Origin of the sequence: Paenibacillus sp. PL2-23, assembly GCF_040834005.1 — a bacterium.
In the GTDB taxonomy this organism is placed as follows: Bacteria; Bacillota; Bacilli; order Paenibacillales; family Paenibacillaceae; genus Pristimantibacillus.
This window is the reverse complement of the sequence record NZ_CP162129.1, coordinates 2,748,753-2,762,875: the sequence shown is the minus strand read 5'-3', so window position 1 is coordinate 2,762,875 and position 14,123 is coordinate 2,748,753. Positions and strand designations below refer to the sequence as shown.

Sequence of the window (14,123 nt, the reverse complement as noted above, 5' to 3'; positions counted from 1 at the left end):
CTCCTAGACGGCTTCTATCTCGTCTTCATCAGAAGGCAGACAAATTTCGAATACGTTGCCATGCTGAAGGATCATAATATTGCGTTCCTTCTCTTTCATGACAACCACTTCAGGCTTCACGCGCATACGCTCAATGTATTGGTCCGGCACATCGCCGGAGCCGCTCACCGTAATGCCTTCGATTACGATGTCTTCATTCTCCTTGGGCGGCGATTCTAGCACTTGCTCATAAATATCCGAAAACAACTCAAAATTGTTCGTATAAACGGAAATACATTTCATGGTTTCATCATCCTTCATTCGCTATTTTCTTCGTTCTTGTTTTATTTTGGGTCTTAACTCCCGGCTTCATACGTGCCTTGCCTTCCTTGCACAGGTCCAGCAATGGACATACGGGGCACTGCGGGTTCTGAGCCTTGCAGTGATATCTTCCAAAAAAAATGAGGCGGTGATGCGTAATCGTCCACTCTGCTCTTGGAACCAGCTTCATCAGCTTCTGCTCCACCGTCAGAACGTTATCCTCCGGCTTCGCCACGCCAAGCCGTTTGGAGACGCGTTCAACATGCGTGTCCACGGCGATTGCCGGTACCCCGAACGCATTGGACATGACCACATTGGCCGTCTTGCGGCCCACGCCGGGAAGCTCCGTCAGCCCCTCATGAGACGCTGGAACCTCGCCCTCATACTTCTCCAGCAGAATACGGCACAGCTTCTGAATGTTCGATGCCTTGCTGCGGAACAGACCGATGCGGCGTATATCCTGCTCCAGCTCCTCCAGCGGCACGGCCAAATAATCCTGAGGCGACTTATACTTCCGGAAAAGCTCCGCCGTTACCTTATTGACCGTCTCGTCGGTGCATTGAGCCGATAGCAAAACCGCAATGGTCAGCTCGAACGGATTGTCATGGTGAAGCTCGCAATGCGCATCCGGGTACATCTGGGCTATCGTATCCAATATATGACGCATTTTCTCCTTCGCATTCATCCCAAGCCCAAGCCTCCAGTTTAGCACTATCGTTCAAAGTGTAGCGAAATTTGTCACGCGGCGCAACAATAATTCATCGCTTTTCATGAAAAAAACTGCCCGAACGGGCAGTTTTTCACAAAACGTTCCTGCTTTTACGCTAGAATGAGTGCTGACGAGTCTAGGAAGCTTTCTGAAGCTGCACCTTGACAGCCGAAGAGCCTACAAATGACACCTCGATGGATGCGCCAGCCTTTAAGGAAGAGAGGGTGCCGGCGGTGCCGTCAGCCAGAAGGATGTCAGCGCCGGTCAATGAGATCTCCTGCGTCAAGTTGGTAGACGACTTCACCTTCACCTTCTTGGCAGCCGTGTCAACGGACAACACCGTATACGGAGTGACAACGTGCATACGAATAGCCATAGCCTCAAGCTTCGCCGGGTTCAGGTTGAGCGTAACCGTATCCCCGGGATCAATGTCCAGATGATTGGCGAGCGGACGTCCGGCAAATTCAATAGTGGTCACCGTATAAGGAAGCGTCACAGAGGTGCTATTAGCCATAACTGTGATCGTCTTCAGCTTGGTGTCAATACCCGTCACGCTGCCTGTCAGCGTGTTGCTGAAATTAACCGAAACGATCTGATTGCCCGTATAACGAACCGTCGAATAGAAGTTTTGGCTGATCAAAGTAGCAGCCGTCGTCAAATCGATGTCCGTGCCGGAAAGCTCGTATTCGGTTTTATCCGTCAGCAAGAGGGAAAGCGGCTTACTATTAGAATCCACAACCGTCATATATTTATATTTGGCGTCGTATTGGGTAATACGTGCGCCTACCAGCACATGTACCTCACGGTTGGTTACCTTGACCTTCGTCACTTGGTCATCCGCATTCAACGAAAGCTCTACCGCGTCTTCATTTTTGAGCAAATCCTCAAAGCCAGGCTGGTCAAGCCCCTTCACCTCAATGACCGCGCCAGGCGCCACATCCTTGGAGACAAGACTGCCGTCCGCCGTACGAATCGTCACGATGCCAGCCGTTGCGGATTGGAAGCTGCCCGCTATTTGCGTAGCCGCAGCTGTTGTGCTGGCGACAATCCGAATCGCGATTGGCTGCTCACGGAAGTTGTCCTGCACAACCGATAGCTTGGCGTCCGCTTTCAGATCCAGAATGGACAGCGATTTCCCCTCTTCATCCTCGATCAGAAGCCCCTCCGCATACGGGATGGGAACAGGATTGTTGTTAACCCACATATAAATTGTTTTTTCCTCATTGTTATACCTTGCGTATGTACCCTCAATCGTCTTGGTGTGCTGAACATCGCCCTGAACCTCGATATAAAGCACTTTGCCGTCTACTGAAATAAGAGTGGCGTCGCCGTATTCCAGCAGCCCTTCCTTGGTGATAGGCTTCTCGGAATTGAAATGGAAGTACGCGGTATCCGCTCCGATCGTGTAGGTCGTCTCCTTGCCGTCTCGATAAAGCGTAATGGACGACTCCGTCAGCTTGGACACAACGCCCGTCGTCTGGCCCTCATAGGCGACCGGGAAGCTGCTCTGCGCCCTGCTCAGCAATGTGGCGAGACTGGCGCGTGTGACAGGCTTGTCGGGCCCGAATGTCGTCTCGGTAATACCCTTGACCAGCTTCAGCTGGTACGCCGCGTTGACATAGCCCTTATACCTGGCATCTATGTCCTTCCCGTCCTCGAAGGGGGATTCGGAATTTTGCAGCTGGATAGCAGCCGCCTGCTGCCCAATCGCTCTTACGATCAGCTTGGTTACCCACTCTCTGGTGGCGGGCTTATTGCCCCACTCCACGCTTGAATCAGCAGCAGCAAGCGCGTATTCCTCCTCACGCTCCAGCAGGCCTTCCGTGAAAGCCAGCTCGATGTAAGCCTTTGCCCAATCCCCCACCTTGAAGGAGGAATCAAATACGATTATAGCGTCGTTGTCCGCCTGTCCATCCATTCCCGCAAAGCGGAGAGCCATCAGCACGGCTTCCTGCTGGGAGACGCTGCTCTCCGGCTTGAAGGTAACCGTCCCGTTCGCCGAGTTTGAATAGCCGTTAATAATTTGCTGCAAATAAAGCTTTGCAATATGCTTCTCCGCCCAATGGCCAGGCATCACATCCGTAAAGGGAGAGGTAGACTGCAGCTGCTCGGCATAGATCGCCGCGGGGGAAGACAGAAGGGCCGTTCCAGCGCCTGTCGTAAGCGACAACGCGATGGAGCCGGCCATTATTTTTTTCCAACCTGATTGAACGGGCATTCTCGACATCTCCTCCATTTATCACGATTTATTCTATTATTCTTTCATGAAAGGGTGCTCCAGCTCGACGTGTCCCATCATGCTCTCCACGGCTTGTCCTTCTACCAGAATATCGAAGCCCTGAACAAATGGAAGCTGATACAGCGTGCTTGCCATGGATTCCACCATTAATAGCTCCGCTGGCGCGCCGACTCTGCTGCTGTCCGGAATGGCGATATCCATGCTCACAATGCCATCCGCCAGGTTCACCGACAATAGCTCAATGTCCTTCCATAGCGATATAACGCCGTCATCCGTTTCCTTCATGAGCTCCGCTAGCGCCGCCGTCGCCTGCTCCTCCTCGGAGCCGTTCGGGATCGAAGCCGGTCGTTCCTTCAGCTGCTCCAGCGCAGCATCCGTGCCGTATACGCGAATATCAATCGTATCCGCAGACTCCTCGGAGGTTTGCGTTGGCGCTGGCTCGCTGGAGGCTTGCCCAGCTCCATCCGGGGACGGGGATGGCGACGGTGTCGCGGCCGCGCCCGATCCCAGCTTATCATTTGACCCGGATTGCTGAACGCCGCAGCCCGCCATAGACGCGGCAATTAACATCGTAGCAAGTAAGAGGCTTGATTTGGTCAGGCTCATTGGTCGTCCCCTGCTTTCTACTTCAATTTGAGATAGGTTAGAATGCCTTCCGCCAGCTTGGCCGCCAGCTTCTGCTGAGACGCGGCGTTGAACAGCACTTTGGCGTCGGAAGCGTTGGACAAATATCCCGCTTCAAGAAGAACAGCCGGCATGGTCGTTTCCTTGACGACCTTGTAAGCCGCTTTTTTCACGCCGCGATTATTTAATCCCATGCCTTCCAGCATATATTTGTGCAGATGATCGGCGAACGCTTTGCTGTTGTCCCGGTAATAATACGTCTCGGAGCCGTTGACGGTTGTTTTGTCAAAGGCATTGGCGTGTATAGATATAAAAAGATCGGCTTTCGCGTTTTCGGCGAATTGAATGCGCTCCGTCAGCTCCAGGAAGGTGTCATCCGCGCGCGTCAGATGGACGCGAACACGCTTGTTCTTCTCCAGCTCCGCCTTCAGCAGAAGCGCGGCGGTTAAGTTGAATTCCTTCTCCCAGCGATTCATCGTTTTGCTGAAAGCGCCTGGATCCTTGGCGCCGTGACCGGCGTCGATGACGATGTCATACACCTCATCCTCAGGCGTTGCAGGCTGCACGGGCTTCTCGGGCTCTGGCTCAGCAGGCACCTCGCTTGCCGGCATCAAGGCGAACTGGAACGCGCCTTCGGTCTCCGTCAATACATATCCGGTATCCTCGCCGACAAGAATAACAAGTCTTGCTACAAAGGGATTGGCATTAAACTGAGCATACTTGTAGCCTGTCAGCAGCGTGCTGTTGTCTACGGCCACAAGGGTCTCGCCTTTGGCGGCGGGATTAAACACGGTGTTCTGGAAGTCGAACACCAGCCGCTTGGGATTGTCCAGCATAATCGGCTTGCCCGGAGGCTTCACCCCTTGATGCGTTACGGTCAGCACGGATTCGTCATTCATTGTGATTCCCGTTATGTACCCCAGCCCCTCAGCTTGCTCCGAGCCGTCCGTCTCCGATTCGGATGGCTGCTCCGGCTGCTCCGTTTCGGTCCCGGTGTCGTTGGCGGTGAACATGTGAACCTCACGCTCGACGTCCTTCCATTCGAACGATACGCCCAGCAGCTCTCCAACAAGACGCACAGGCACCATCGTTCTCCAATTCACCAGCTTCGGCGCTACTGTTGTCTCCATTATGACGTCATTAACCTTGATTTGCGCTTCACCGATAACCAGCTCAATGATTGTGCCTTCATTTTTGACGGTTACTTTCTTCTTGGCCTGCTCCCATTCCACCTCGTAGCCAAGCCCCTCGGATAAAATCGCTAACGGCACATAGGTTGAACCGTTTTCAATCTTCGGCGGCACGTCCGAAATGAGCTGCTTCTGGTTCAGGAACAGCTTCGGCGAAGGCGGTGGCTCGGCTGCATGTCCGACTGCGGCGAACATGGTGAACAACAACGACATCACTACCATAATGGATACAAACTTCTTCATTTCCCACCTCGATGACTGAATTTCCCGCATCGAATGTGCCCATTCGACAAATAGGACAACCTTATAGACGCTTATCGGCGCAAAAAGTTGCGGAGGGACAAAAAAAGAGGACAGCCGTCCTATTCGGTCGGATGCCCTCCTTGTGTGTCGAATACTTAGCCCAGACGAGCCGCGTGCTTGGCCTCGTAAGCGGAGATTTTGTCCTCGTGCTGCAGCGTCAGACCAATGTCGTCCAAACCTTGAAGCAGGAATTGGCGGCGATGCTCATCAAGATCGAACGCGATCTGAAGGCCATGCTCATCCGAAATCAACTTGTTCTCCAGATCAACGGTCAGCTTGTAGCCCTCATGCTTTGCCGTACGCTGGAACAGGTCTTCTACCTGCTCCTCGCTCAGCTTGATAGGCAGAATGCCGTTCTTGAAGCAGTTGTTGTAGAAGATGTCTGCATAAGACGGCGCGATAATGACCTTGTAGCCATAGTCCAGAATCGCCCAAGGCGCATGCTCGCGGGACGAGCCGCAGCCGAAGTTCGCTCTGGAGATCAGCACCGAAGCGCCGGCGTAGCGAGCCTTGTTCGGCTCGAACTCGGCATTTACTTCGCCGTTCTCGTGGAAACGCCACTCGAAGAACAGAAATTGACCAAAGCCGCTGCGCTCGATGCGCTTCAGAAATTGTTTTGGAATAATGGCATCCGTATCTACGTTAACCCGGTCCACCGGTGCTACGATTCCTGTCAGTTGTTTAAATGGTTCCATAGTCGTTATTCCCCTCTCCTGCTGCTATTAGTTCAGCACTTCCGTCTTAATTTCCCAGTCGCGAACATCCGTGAAGCGTCCGTTAACAGCAGCCGCTACCGCCATCGCCGGCGAAACCAGGTGCGTTCTGCCGCCGCGGCCTTGACGGCCCTCGAAGTTCCGGTTCGATGTCGATGCGCAGCGCTGGCCCGGCTTCAGCACGTCAGGGTTCATCGCGAGACACATGGAGCAGCCTGCATCGCGCCACTCAAAGCCTGCCTCAACAAATATTTTGTCAAGACCTTCCTTCTCAGCCTGCAGCTTCACGCGTCCGGAGCCCGGCACCACAATCGCAGTCACCTTCTCGCTCACCTTGTAGCCTCTTGCAATTTCGGCAGCGGCGCGCAGGTCTTCAATCCGTCCGTTCGTGCAGGAGCCGATGAATACGTAGTCGATCTCGATCTCCGTCATTGGCGTGCCCGGCTTCAAATCCATATATTCAAGCGCCTTCTCGGCCGCTTTGCGTTCATTCTCTGTCGGCATATCGGCAGGGTTCGGCACACTGGACGTAATATCCGTGCCCATGCCAGGGCTTGTGCCCCAAGTAACCTGCGGAATCAGGGCGTCAACGTCGAACTCTACTACCGTGTCATATGCTGCGCCTTCGTCAGTCGTCAGCTGCGACCATGCCGCTACCGCTTCCTCGAAGTTCGCCGGCGCGTATTCGCGGCCGCGCAGGTAGTTGAAGGTAGTCTCGTCAGGTGCGATGAGGCCGGCGCGCGCGCCCGCTTCGATCGACATGTTGCACACCGTCATGCGCTCTTCCATTGTCAGGCTCTTGATAGAGTCGCCTGTATATTCAATAACATAACCCGTAGCGAAATCCGTGCCGTACTTCGCGATGACGCCGAGGATCATATCCTTGGCTGTTACGCCAGGCTTGCGGCTGCCGATGAAGCGAACCTCCATCGTTTTGGCTTTGGATTGCTGCAGGCATTGCGTGGCCAGCACGTGCTCAACCTCGCTTGTGCCGATACCGAAGGCCAGCGCGCCGAACGCGCCGTGGGTGGAAGTATGGCTGTCGCCGCAGACAATGGTTTTGCCAGGATGAGTCAAGCCCAGCTCTGGTCCCATAACGTGCACAACGCCTTGGTCGATGTTGTCCAGATCGAACAGCTTAACGCCGAAGTCCTTGCAGTTCTGCGTCAGCGTGTCGATCTGCTGCTTGGAGATAGGATCCGTAATATTGAAGCGATCCTTCGTCGGAACGTTGTGGTCCATCGTTGCGAACGTCAGATCCGGACGGCGAACCTTGCGGCCCGACAAGCGAAGGCCCTCGAACGCCTGCGGGGACGTAACCTCGTGGACGAGCTGCAGGTCGATATAGATAACGCTTGGCTTGCCTTCCTCTTGATGAATGACGTGATTGTCCCAAATTTTCTCAAACATTGTTTTCTTCGTCATTATGTTTCACCTCGTAAGTTCATGGAATCTTGCATGTCATGGCTTGATCTATTCATTGCTCTCATCATACCATGTCTTTCTTGATTGATCTAAGATATAATATCTATAAGGACTATAGTTATTAACTATAGCTTGGGCTTATCCATTTGTACATACTTTGTTTCTGGAAAGGAGCGATTCCCCATGGAATTGCGCCAGCTGCAATACGTCATTCAAATCGCCGCCGAAAAAAACTTCTCCCGCGCTGCGGACAAGCTTCATATTGCCCAGCCGTCGCTCAGCCAGCAGCTGTCGAAGCTGGAGCAGGAGCTTGGCGTGCTGCTCTTCCGCCGCACCACCAACTCCGTAGAGCTGACGCAGGCGGGCCAGGTGTTCGTAGACAAGTCCCAGGTTATTCTGGACGCCGTAGAACAGCTGAAGCAGGAGATGGACGATATGGCCCAAATGCGGAGGGGCCGTCTCGTCGTCGGCACACTGCCCATTACGGGCTCTCATATTCTGCCGCTCGTCCTGCCGGCATTCGGCTCGTTGTATCCCCAGATCGAGGTTGTGCTCGTGGAGGAGTCAACGTTGAAGCTGGAGCAGCTGACGGCCAGCGGCGGCACGGATCTCAGCCTGCTGACGCTGCCGCTTATTGACAGCACGCTGACCTATGAGCCCTATATGGAGGAGCAAATCTGCCTTGCCGTCCCGCCTCAGCATCCTTTGGCGGGCCGTCAGGACGCTGTAGAGATCGAGGAGCTGAAGGCGGAGCCCTTCATTAAGCTGAAGCGAGGGCACGGGTTCCGCCAGATTACGCTGGAGCTCTGCGAGAATGCCGGCTTCACGCCGCAGATTGTATTCGAGAGCTCCAATATCGAAACCGTTCAATCGCTGGTCGCGGGCGGCATGGGCATCGCTTTTGTGCCGCGGATGCTGACCCGGCCGCCCGGCGCCGAATTCGCCCCCGTCTATGTGAGGCTTAGCTCGAAGCCGACGCGCACGCTGGTTGTCGCAAGCCGCAAGGGACGCTACTTGTCCAAGGCGGCGCAGGCCTTCATCGCTACGCTGAAGGAAACGATCAGCGCTTATCACCAGAACGTGCTGGAGAAGGACTAGTCGAGACGATAGAGAGCTGGTCGGCGATCCTCGAACACAGGTATCCGGGACCGCACCTCGTCCACCAGCGCCAGATCGATCTCAGCGCGGAGGATCGTCTCCTCCTCGCCCGCTTCCGCCACAATCTCCCCCCAGGGATCGATGACCATGGAATGGCCGAAGAAGGAGGTTTCGCCGCTTGCGCCCATCCGGTTGCAGGCGACGACATACATCTGGTTCTCGATGGCCCGAGCCGTCAGCAGCGTCCGCCAATGATGCAGCCGGGGATTCGGCCATTCCGCCGGCACGAACAGAAGCTTGATCCCTTCCAGCGCCAGCGTTCTGGCCAGCTCCGGGAACCGGATATCATAACAGATCATCATGCCAGCCTGCTCCCCTTCAATGGACAGTCGGCCCGGTTCCTGCCCGGCCTGCAAGTATTTCTCCTCGTCCATCAAGCGGAACAAGTGAATCTTCGAATATTGGCCCGCCAGCGTGCCCTCGCGGTCAAACGCAAGCATGGTGTTATAGACGCCGTCCTCCCTGCCTTCGGCGATGGAGCCTCCGATGACATACACCCCGTGCTCCTTGGCGAACTGGGATAGAAAAGCCAGGCTCTCTTCAGCCTTCCGGTCGGCCAGGTTCTCGATTTCCGTTAACGCATACCCTGTATTCCACAGCTCAGGAAACAGGATCACATCCGGCTTCTCGCCGCCTGCCATCGCTTCGGCCAGCATGCTGGCGAGCTTTTTTTTGTTTTCTTGGGGATTTCCGGCTTCAATTGGCATTTGCAGCAGCGCCAGTCGCAGTTTTTTCGTCATATTCGGTGATGCCTCCCAGCGTTGTCGTTTTTCCCTAATGATACCTTCTGATGGTTCCGTGTCAAGATGGGCATCATTGGGCAACGTAACGAGGAAGCTCGTTATTCGAGACTACAAGCAAAGGAGTTTTCCATATGATGAAAGCCAGATTCGTTCATTTGCTGCTTCCGCTCGTTCTGCTGCTGGGAGCGTTAGCCGGCGCGCCAGCTCATGCGGAGGGCAGCACCGATGGAGGGAAGCATGCCGATGCAAGCAGCCAGGAGGAAGCGCTGAGGCCCGTACAGGTATTCGATGTGGCGGCGGGCAAGGTCGTCAAGACTATACCCAACGACAAAAAATTTCAGAAGATGGCGAGCAAATGGACCGCATCCATTACGGGACTTGCTCCTCAGCTAACAGCAGGACAAGCATGCACTTACGTCTACCGCATTCCGCTCGCCAAGCCGGCGTCCATCACAACTGGCAACATCTCGCTTACCGCCAGCGATCTCTTCCTGTTCTATTGCAAGGACCAGCCGCCTATGCTGCTTACATTCGACGATCAGCGCAAGCCCTATTTGTTCCTGTTCCAAGCCGACATTAAACCGTTTATCAAAAAAGTCGGGCTGCCGCCATTGGAATCCTGACGCCCCTGCAGGATTGGCTTCTATTATCCTTCCATTCATGCTACATTATTGCTAATGTCTATTCGGCAGCGTTTGACCAATGGAGCATTGCAGAGACGAAGCAAGACGGAGCGTGATGGAATGGAAGCAATGGAGCAAGCGAAGCGGATTAAGCCCGCCGCTCGTATGGAAGGGCTGCCTACGCAATTTTTTGCGAAGCTGGTAGCGAAGGCGAATGCTCAGATCGCCAAAGGCAAGGATGTCATCAATTTGGGACAAGGCAATCCCGATCAGCCAACGCCGCCTCATATCGTCGACAAGCTGAAGGAGGCGGCGGATAATCCCCTGTATCACAAGTACCCGCCGTTCAGCGGATACCTCTTTCTGAAGCAGGCAGTCGCGCAGCGGTACCGCGAGGATTATGGCGTCGAGCTGGATCCCGCAACAGAGGTAGCTATCCTGTTCGGCGGGAAGACTGGCCTGGTGGAGATCAGCCAGTGCCTGCTGAATCCCGGCGATATATGCCTCGTGCCAGACCCGGGCTACCCGGACTACTGGTCGGGCGTCGCGCTTGCCGGCGGCGAGATGGCGTTTATGCCTCTGCTGGAGAAGAACGGCTACCTGCCCGACTTCTCGGCGATTGATCCCGCTGTTGCGGACAAGGCGAAGCTGATGTTCATGAATTACCCCAACAACCCGACAGGCGCGGTCGCGGGCCCAGAGTTTTACGAGGAGGCCGTCGCATACGCCGTTAAGCACAATATCGTGCTCGCGAGCGACTTCGCTTACGGCGCGATTGGTTACGACGGCAGGAAGCAGGTCAGCTTCCTGGAGACGCCGGGAGCAAAGGAAGTTGGCGTCGAATTTTATACCTTGTCCAAGACGTACAACATGGCCGGCTGGCGGGTCGGCTTTGCCTTGGGCAATGCGGACGTCATCGGCATGATTAATTTGATTCAGGATCACTATTATTGCAGCCTGTTTGGCGGCATTCAGGAAGCTGCGGCGCTGGCGCTCACAGGACCTCAGCAATGCGTGGAGGAGCTGGCCGCGCGCTATGAGCGCAGGCGAGACGCTTTGTTCACGGCGCTGGACCGGATCGGCTGGAAGGCAGAGCGCCCCGGCGGCTCCTTCTTCTGCTGGCTGCCCGTGCCGGAGGGCTATACGTCGGAGCAATTCGCGGACAAGCTGCTGCTGGAGGCGGACGTGGTTGTAGCTCCAGGCGTCGGCTTCGGCGTGCACGGCGAGGGCTACGTCCGTCTGGGCTTGCTGTCTGACGAGGCCAGGCTGACAGAGGCCGTCGAAAGAATTGGCAAATTGGGCTTGTTCGGCTCCTAGAGAAGGCATAATTGGTGAAGCGCCTTTCTTTACAGCGCTCCGCGATCATGTTATCCTTATTTTAACTGAAACAAGAAACGTGATGACGGGACCAGTAAGCGGATCAGGCCTTGCCCAGAGAGTAAATTCCACCGGCTGCGAGAATTTACCGTCGGCCCCTGCCGAACCTACCTCCGAACGGCCGGCGACAAGCCGGACAGCGCCTCCTGTTACGAGGCACAGAGCTGGATGGCTGCGCCTGTAATGCGCCGCCGTCAACGAAGGTGGTACCGCGGAAGATAAGACTTTCGTCCTTTATGAGGACGGAGGTCTTTTTTCTTTTTATAACTTTAGATAGCATGGGAAGGGATCGAACATGTCGGAACGAATTGTTGTAAAAATCGGGAGCAGCTCACTCACCTCCGAAGAAGGCGGCCTGAACCGGGCCAGCATCACATTCTTCGCTTCTGAGCTGGCTTCCCGGCATGAGCGGGGAGATCACGTCATGCTGGTCACGTCGGGGGCGGTCGCTGCCGGCTTCCGTCGCATCGGGTACGGCTCTCGGCCGAAGCTCGTGCACGAGAAGCAGGCGGCTGCAGCCGTCGGCCAGGCGCTGCTTATGCAGGCTTATCAGGAGGCGCTGGGCGAATACGGCTTGGTCGCTGCGCAAATATTGCTGACGCGTGCCGACTTCTCCAATCGGCGTCGCATTCAGAACGCCCTTATGACCATTGAGGAGCTTTTGAAGCGCCGCATCATCCCCATTATCAATGAGAATGATACCGTCGCGACTGACGAGCTGGTATTGAAATTCGGCGACAACGATAACCTGTCCGCGCTTGTGGCCGCCATGACCAAAGCCGCCAAGCTAGTTATCATTACAGATATGGACGGCTTGTATACGGAAGATCCCCGCAAAAATCCGCAGGCGGTGAAGATTGAGCGGGTCGAGCAGATTTCGGAGGATATTCTGAAGCTCGCCGGCGGCGCAGGCTCCTCCGTCGGAACGGGCGGCATGCGCTCCAAGATCGAGGCGGCGCGCATCGCGATGCGAGGCGGCGTTCAGACCTTCATAGGCAAGGTACAGCAGGTTGGCGACCTGAAGCTCGCCGTGGAGGGCTGCGGCCGGGGCACGTATTTCGATACGAAGCTGCACAGCCTCTCCATGAAGAAGCAATGGCTTGGCTTTCATTCCATGCCAATAGGACGCATTACCGTTGACGACGGCGCGGTCGCCGCTCTGCTGATCGGCGGCAAGAGTCTCCTCCCCGCCGGCGTGACGGCTAGCGAAGGCGACTTCCATCCTGGCGATATCGTAGAGGTCGTGAACCGCCAGCATGAAGTGCTTGGCAGAGGCGTTGTCAACTACGCGTCCTGGCAGCTCCTGGCCGCGGCCGGGCTAGGCTCGGAGGAGGTCGCAAGGCGGCTGGAGGTGCCTCGTATCGAGGTCATCCACCGCGATGAATGGGTAACGCTGAAATCTTAATGGCAAGAGCTACATATCTAATGAATCGGGAGGCGAACTGGCATGATAAGTGAAGTAAGACAGAAGGCGGCTTTGGCGCAGGAAGCGGCAGCCGTTATGAACCGTCTGACGACGGAGGACAAAAATGCGGCGCTGTTAGCAATGGCGGACGCCCTGCTGGCGCGGCAAGAGGAATTAATAGAAGCAAACGCTGACGATCTGCAGCGCGGCCGCGACAACGGCACCAGCTCTTCCCTGCTCGACAGGCTTGCTCTGGACAGCGCCCGTATCGAGGGCATCGCCGAGGGCTTGAGACAAATTATTGAGCTGCCGGATCCCGTCGGAGAGCTGCTGGAACAATTCGAGCGTCCAAACGGCATGAAGGTAGAGAAAATCCGTGTGCCGCTTGGCGTCATCGGCATGATCTACGAGGCCCGTCCCAACGTAACCGTGGACGCGGCAGGCCTATGCCTGAAAACCGGCAACTGCGTAGTCCTGCGCGGGGGCTCCGCGGCCCTCTCCTCCAACCGCAAGCTTATTGATATATTGAAGTACGCGCTGGCGGCAACCGCTTTGCCTGTGGACGCGCTGCAGCTGATTGAGGACAGCGACCGAGCGTCCGTCAACGAGATGCTGAAGCTGAACGGCCTGCTGGATGTCGTCATTCCACGCGGCGGCGCGGCGCTGATCCGCAACGTCGTGGAGAACGCCACGGTACCCGTCATTGAGACGGGCGCAGGCATCTGCCATGTTTATGTTGACGATACAGCGAGGCTGGATATGGCGGCCTCAATCGCTTTTAACGCCAAGGTGCAGCGGCCGTCCGTATGCAACTCCATCGAGACAATGCTTGTGCATCGCAGCCTCGGTCCATCTGGGCTGGCGACGCTGCTGGCTCCTATGAAGGACGCCCGTGTAGAGCTGAGGGGCTGTTCGGAGGCTCAGGCATGGATGGACGGCATTCAGGAGGCGACAGACGAGAACTTTGCGACCGAATATAACGATTATATTCTGAATGTGCGTATCGTTGGCGGACTGGACGAGGCGCTTGCGCATATTCGCCGCTTCGGCACCAAGCATTCGGAATGTATCGTAACGGAAACCGGCGCGAACGCCCAGCGTTTCCTTCAGGAGGTCGACGCGGCCGCCGTCTATCACAATGTCTCCACTCGCTTCACGGACGGGTTCGAATTTGGCTTCGGAGCGGAGATCGGCATCAGCACGCAGAAGCTCCACGCCCGTGGTCCAATGGGCTTGCCCGCTCTGACATCAACGAAATACCGCATTTACGGGAATGGCCAGACGAGAGGCTGACCGTACGGAGAAGGAGGATAT

The 14,123-nt window shown here is 55.7% G+C and carries 13 protein-coding genes; 5 read left to right on the top strand and 8 right to left on the bottom strand.

The window, feature by feature from the left end; all coding sequences use genetic code 11:
- Positions 1 to 3: 3 nt before the first annotated feature.
- The 7 genes from AB1S56_RS11925 to leuC all read right to left on the bottom strand — a co-directional run bounded on the left by AB1S56_RS11925 (position 4) and on the right by leuC (position 7,503).
- Positions 4 to 282 (bottom strand): NAD/NADP transhydrogenase alpha subunit, encoded by a 279-nt coding sequence (locus AB1S56_RS11925; RefSeq protein ID WP_340867547.1) that lies wholly within the window; start codon positions 280 to 282, stop codon positions 4 to 6.
- Positions 283 to 289: 7 nt separating this feature from the next.
- Positions 290 to 985, bottom strand: coding sequence for an endonuclease III (gene nth, locus AB1S56_RS11920; RefSeq protein WP_340867548.1), 696 nt, complete (start codon positions 983 to 985; stop codon positions 290 to 292).
- Between the two features lie 160 nt (positions 986 to 1,145).
- The gene (locus AB1S56_RS11915; protein ID WP_340867550.1) at positions 1,146 to 3,227 is read right to left on the bottom strand and encodes an S-layer homology domain-containing protein; all 2,082 of its coding nucleotides are present in this window, start codon (positions 3,225 to 3,227) and stop codon (positions 1,146 to 1,148) included.
- Positions 3,228 to 3,263: 36 nt separating this feature from the next.
- Positions 3,264 to 3,854, bottom strand: coding sequence for a GerMN domain-containing protein (locus tag AB1S56_RS11910; RefSeq protein ID WP_340867552.1), 591 nt, complete (start codon positions 3,852 to 3,854; stop codon positions 3,264 to 3,266).
- A 17-nt stretch (positions 3,855 to 3,871) separates the two neighbouring features.
- Positions 3,872 to 5,305 (bottom strand): N-acetylmuramoyl-L-alanine amidase, encoded by a 1,434-nt coding sequence (locus tag AB1S56_RS11905; RefSeq protein ID WP_340867554.1) that lies wholly within the window; start codon positions 5,303 to 5,305, stop codon positions 3,872 to 3,874.
- 155 nt (positions 5,306 to 5,460) lie between these two features.
- The gene (gene leuD / locus AB1S56_RS11900) at positions 5,461 to 6,060 is read right to left on the bottom strand and encodes a 3-isopropylmalate dehydratase small subunit (protein WP_340867555.1); all 600 of its coding nucleotides are present in this window, start codon (positions 6,058 to 6,060) and stop codon (positions 5,461 to 5,463) included.
- A gap of 27 nt (positions 6,061 to 6,087) precedes the next feature.
- Complete coding sequence (leuC, locus tag AB1S56_RS11895; RefSeq protein WP_340867557.1) at positions 6,088 to 7,503, bottom strand: 3-isopropylmalate dehydratase large subunit; 1,416 nt, start codon at positions 7,501 to 7,503, stop codon at positions 6,088 to 6,090.
- 183 nt (positions 7,504 to 7,686) lie between these two features.
- On the opposite strand from leuC, the gene AB1S56_RS11890 reads away from it, so the two are divergent.
- Complete coding sequence (locus tag AB1S56_RS11890; protein ID WP_340867558.1) at positions 7,687 to 8,601, top strand: LysR family transcriptional regulator; 915 nt, start codon at positions 7,687 to 7,689, stop codon at positions 8,599 to 8,601.
- Here AB1S56_RS11890 and AB1S56_RS11885 read toward each other — a convergent pair.
- Positions 8,598 to 9,401: a carbon-nitrogen family hydrolase gene (locus AB1S56_RS11885; protein ID WP_340867559.1), complete on the bottom strand. Its 804-nt coding sequence runs from the start codon at positions 9,399 to 9,401 to the stop codon at positions 8,598 to 8,600. The two genes, AB1S56_RS11890 and AB1S56_RS11885, sit on opposite strands and share 4 nt — an antisense overlap.
- A gap of 134 nt (positions 9,402 to 9,535) precedes the next feature.
- Here AB1S56_RS11885 and AB1S56_RS11880 point away from each other — a divergent pair, with 134 nt between their 5' ends.
- From AB1S56_RS11880 to AB1S56_RS11865, 4 genes are all read left to right on the top strand, one after another.
- Entirely contained in the window at positions 9,536 to 10,027 is a 492-nt protein-coding gene (locus tag AB1S56_RS11880) for a hypothetical protein (RefSeq protein ID WP_340867560.1), read from the top strand.
- Between the two features lie 120 nt (positions 10,028 to 10,147).
- Complete coding sequence (locus AB1S56_RS11875) at positions 10,148 to 11,344, top strand: pyridoxal phosphate-dependent aminotransferase (RefSeq protein ID WP_340867561.1); 1,197 nt, start codon at positions 10,148 to 10,150, stop codon at positions 11,342 to 11,344.
- A gap of 355 nt (positions 11,345 to 11,699) precedes the next feature.
- Positions 11,700 to 12,809 carry a glutamate 5-kinase gene (gene proB / locus AB1S56_RS11870; protein ID WP_340867565.1) on the top strand — a complete coding sequence of 370 codons (1,110 nt, stop codon included), beginning with the start codon at positions 11,700 to 11,702 and terminating at the stop codon, positions 12,807 to 12,809.
- 42 nt (positions 12,810 to 12,851) lie between these two features.
- Complete coding sequence (locus AB1S56_RS11865) at positions 12,852 to 14,102, top strand: glutamate-5-semialdehyde dehydrogenase (protein ID WP_340867566.1); 1,251 nt, start codon at positions 12,852 to 12,854, stop codon at positions 14,100 to 14,102.
- Positions 14,103 to 14,123: the final 21 nt, after the last annotated feature.

What these genes read in the sequence shown, in the direction of transcription:
- AB1S56_RS11890 (WP_340867558.1), top strand. Translation starts at nt 7,687, where the DNA reads ATGGAATTGCGCCAGCTGCAATACGTCATTCAAATCGCCGCCGAAAAA.
- AB1S56_RS11910 (WP_340867552.1), bottom strand. Translation starts at nt 3,854, where the DNA reads ATGAGCCTGACCAAATCAAGCCTCTTACTTGCTACGATGTTAATTGCC.
- leuC (WP_340867557.1), bottom strand. Translation starts at nt 7,503, where the DNA reads ATGACGAAGAAAACAATGTTTGAGAAAATTTGGGACAATCACGTCATT.
- proB (WP_340867565.1), top strand. Translation starts at nt 11,700, where the DNA reads ATGTCGGAACGAATTGTTGTAAAAATCGGGAGCAGCTCACTCACCTCC.
- AB1S56_RS11875 (WP_340867561.1), top strand. Translation starts at nt 10,148, where the DNA reads ATGGAAGCAATGGAGCAAGCGAAGCGGATTAAGCCCGCCGCTCGTATG.
- AB1S56_RS11865 (WP_340867566.1), top strand. Translation starts at nt 12,852, where the DNA reads ATGATAAGTGAAGTAAGACAGAAGGCGGCTTTGGCGCAGGAAGCGGCA.
- nth (WP_340867548.1), bottom strand. Translation starts at nt 985, where the DNA reads ATGAATGCGAAGGAGAAAATGCGTCATATATTGGATACGATAGCCCAG.
- AB1S56_RS11925 (WP_340867547.1), bottom strand. Translation starts at nt 282, where the DNA reads ATGAAATGTATTTCCGTTTATACGAACAATTTTGAGTTGTTTTCGGAT.
- AB1S56_RS11885 (WP_340867559.1), bottom strand. Translation starts at nt 9,401, where the DNA reads ATGACGAAAAAACTGCGACTGGCGCTGCTGCAAATGCCAATTGAAGCC.
- AB1S56_RS11915 (WP_340867550.1), bottom strand. Translation starts at nt 3,227, where the DNA reads ATGCCCGTTCAATCAGGTTGGAAAAAAATAATGGCCGGCTCCATCGCG.
- leuD (WP_340867555.1), bottom strand. Translation starts at nt 6,060, where the DNA reads ATGGAACCATTTAAACAACTGACAGGAATCGTAGCACCGGTGGACCGG.
- AB1S56_RS11880 (WP_340867560.1), top strand. Translation starts at nt 9,536, where the DNA reads ATGATGAAAGCCAGATTCGTTCATTTGCTGCTTCCGCTCGTTCTGCTG.
- AB1S56_RS11905 (WP_340867554.1), bottom strand. Translation starts at nt 5,305, where the DNA reads ATGAAGAAGTTTGTATCCATTATGGTAGTGATGTCGTTGTTGTTCACC.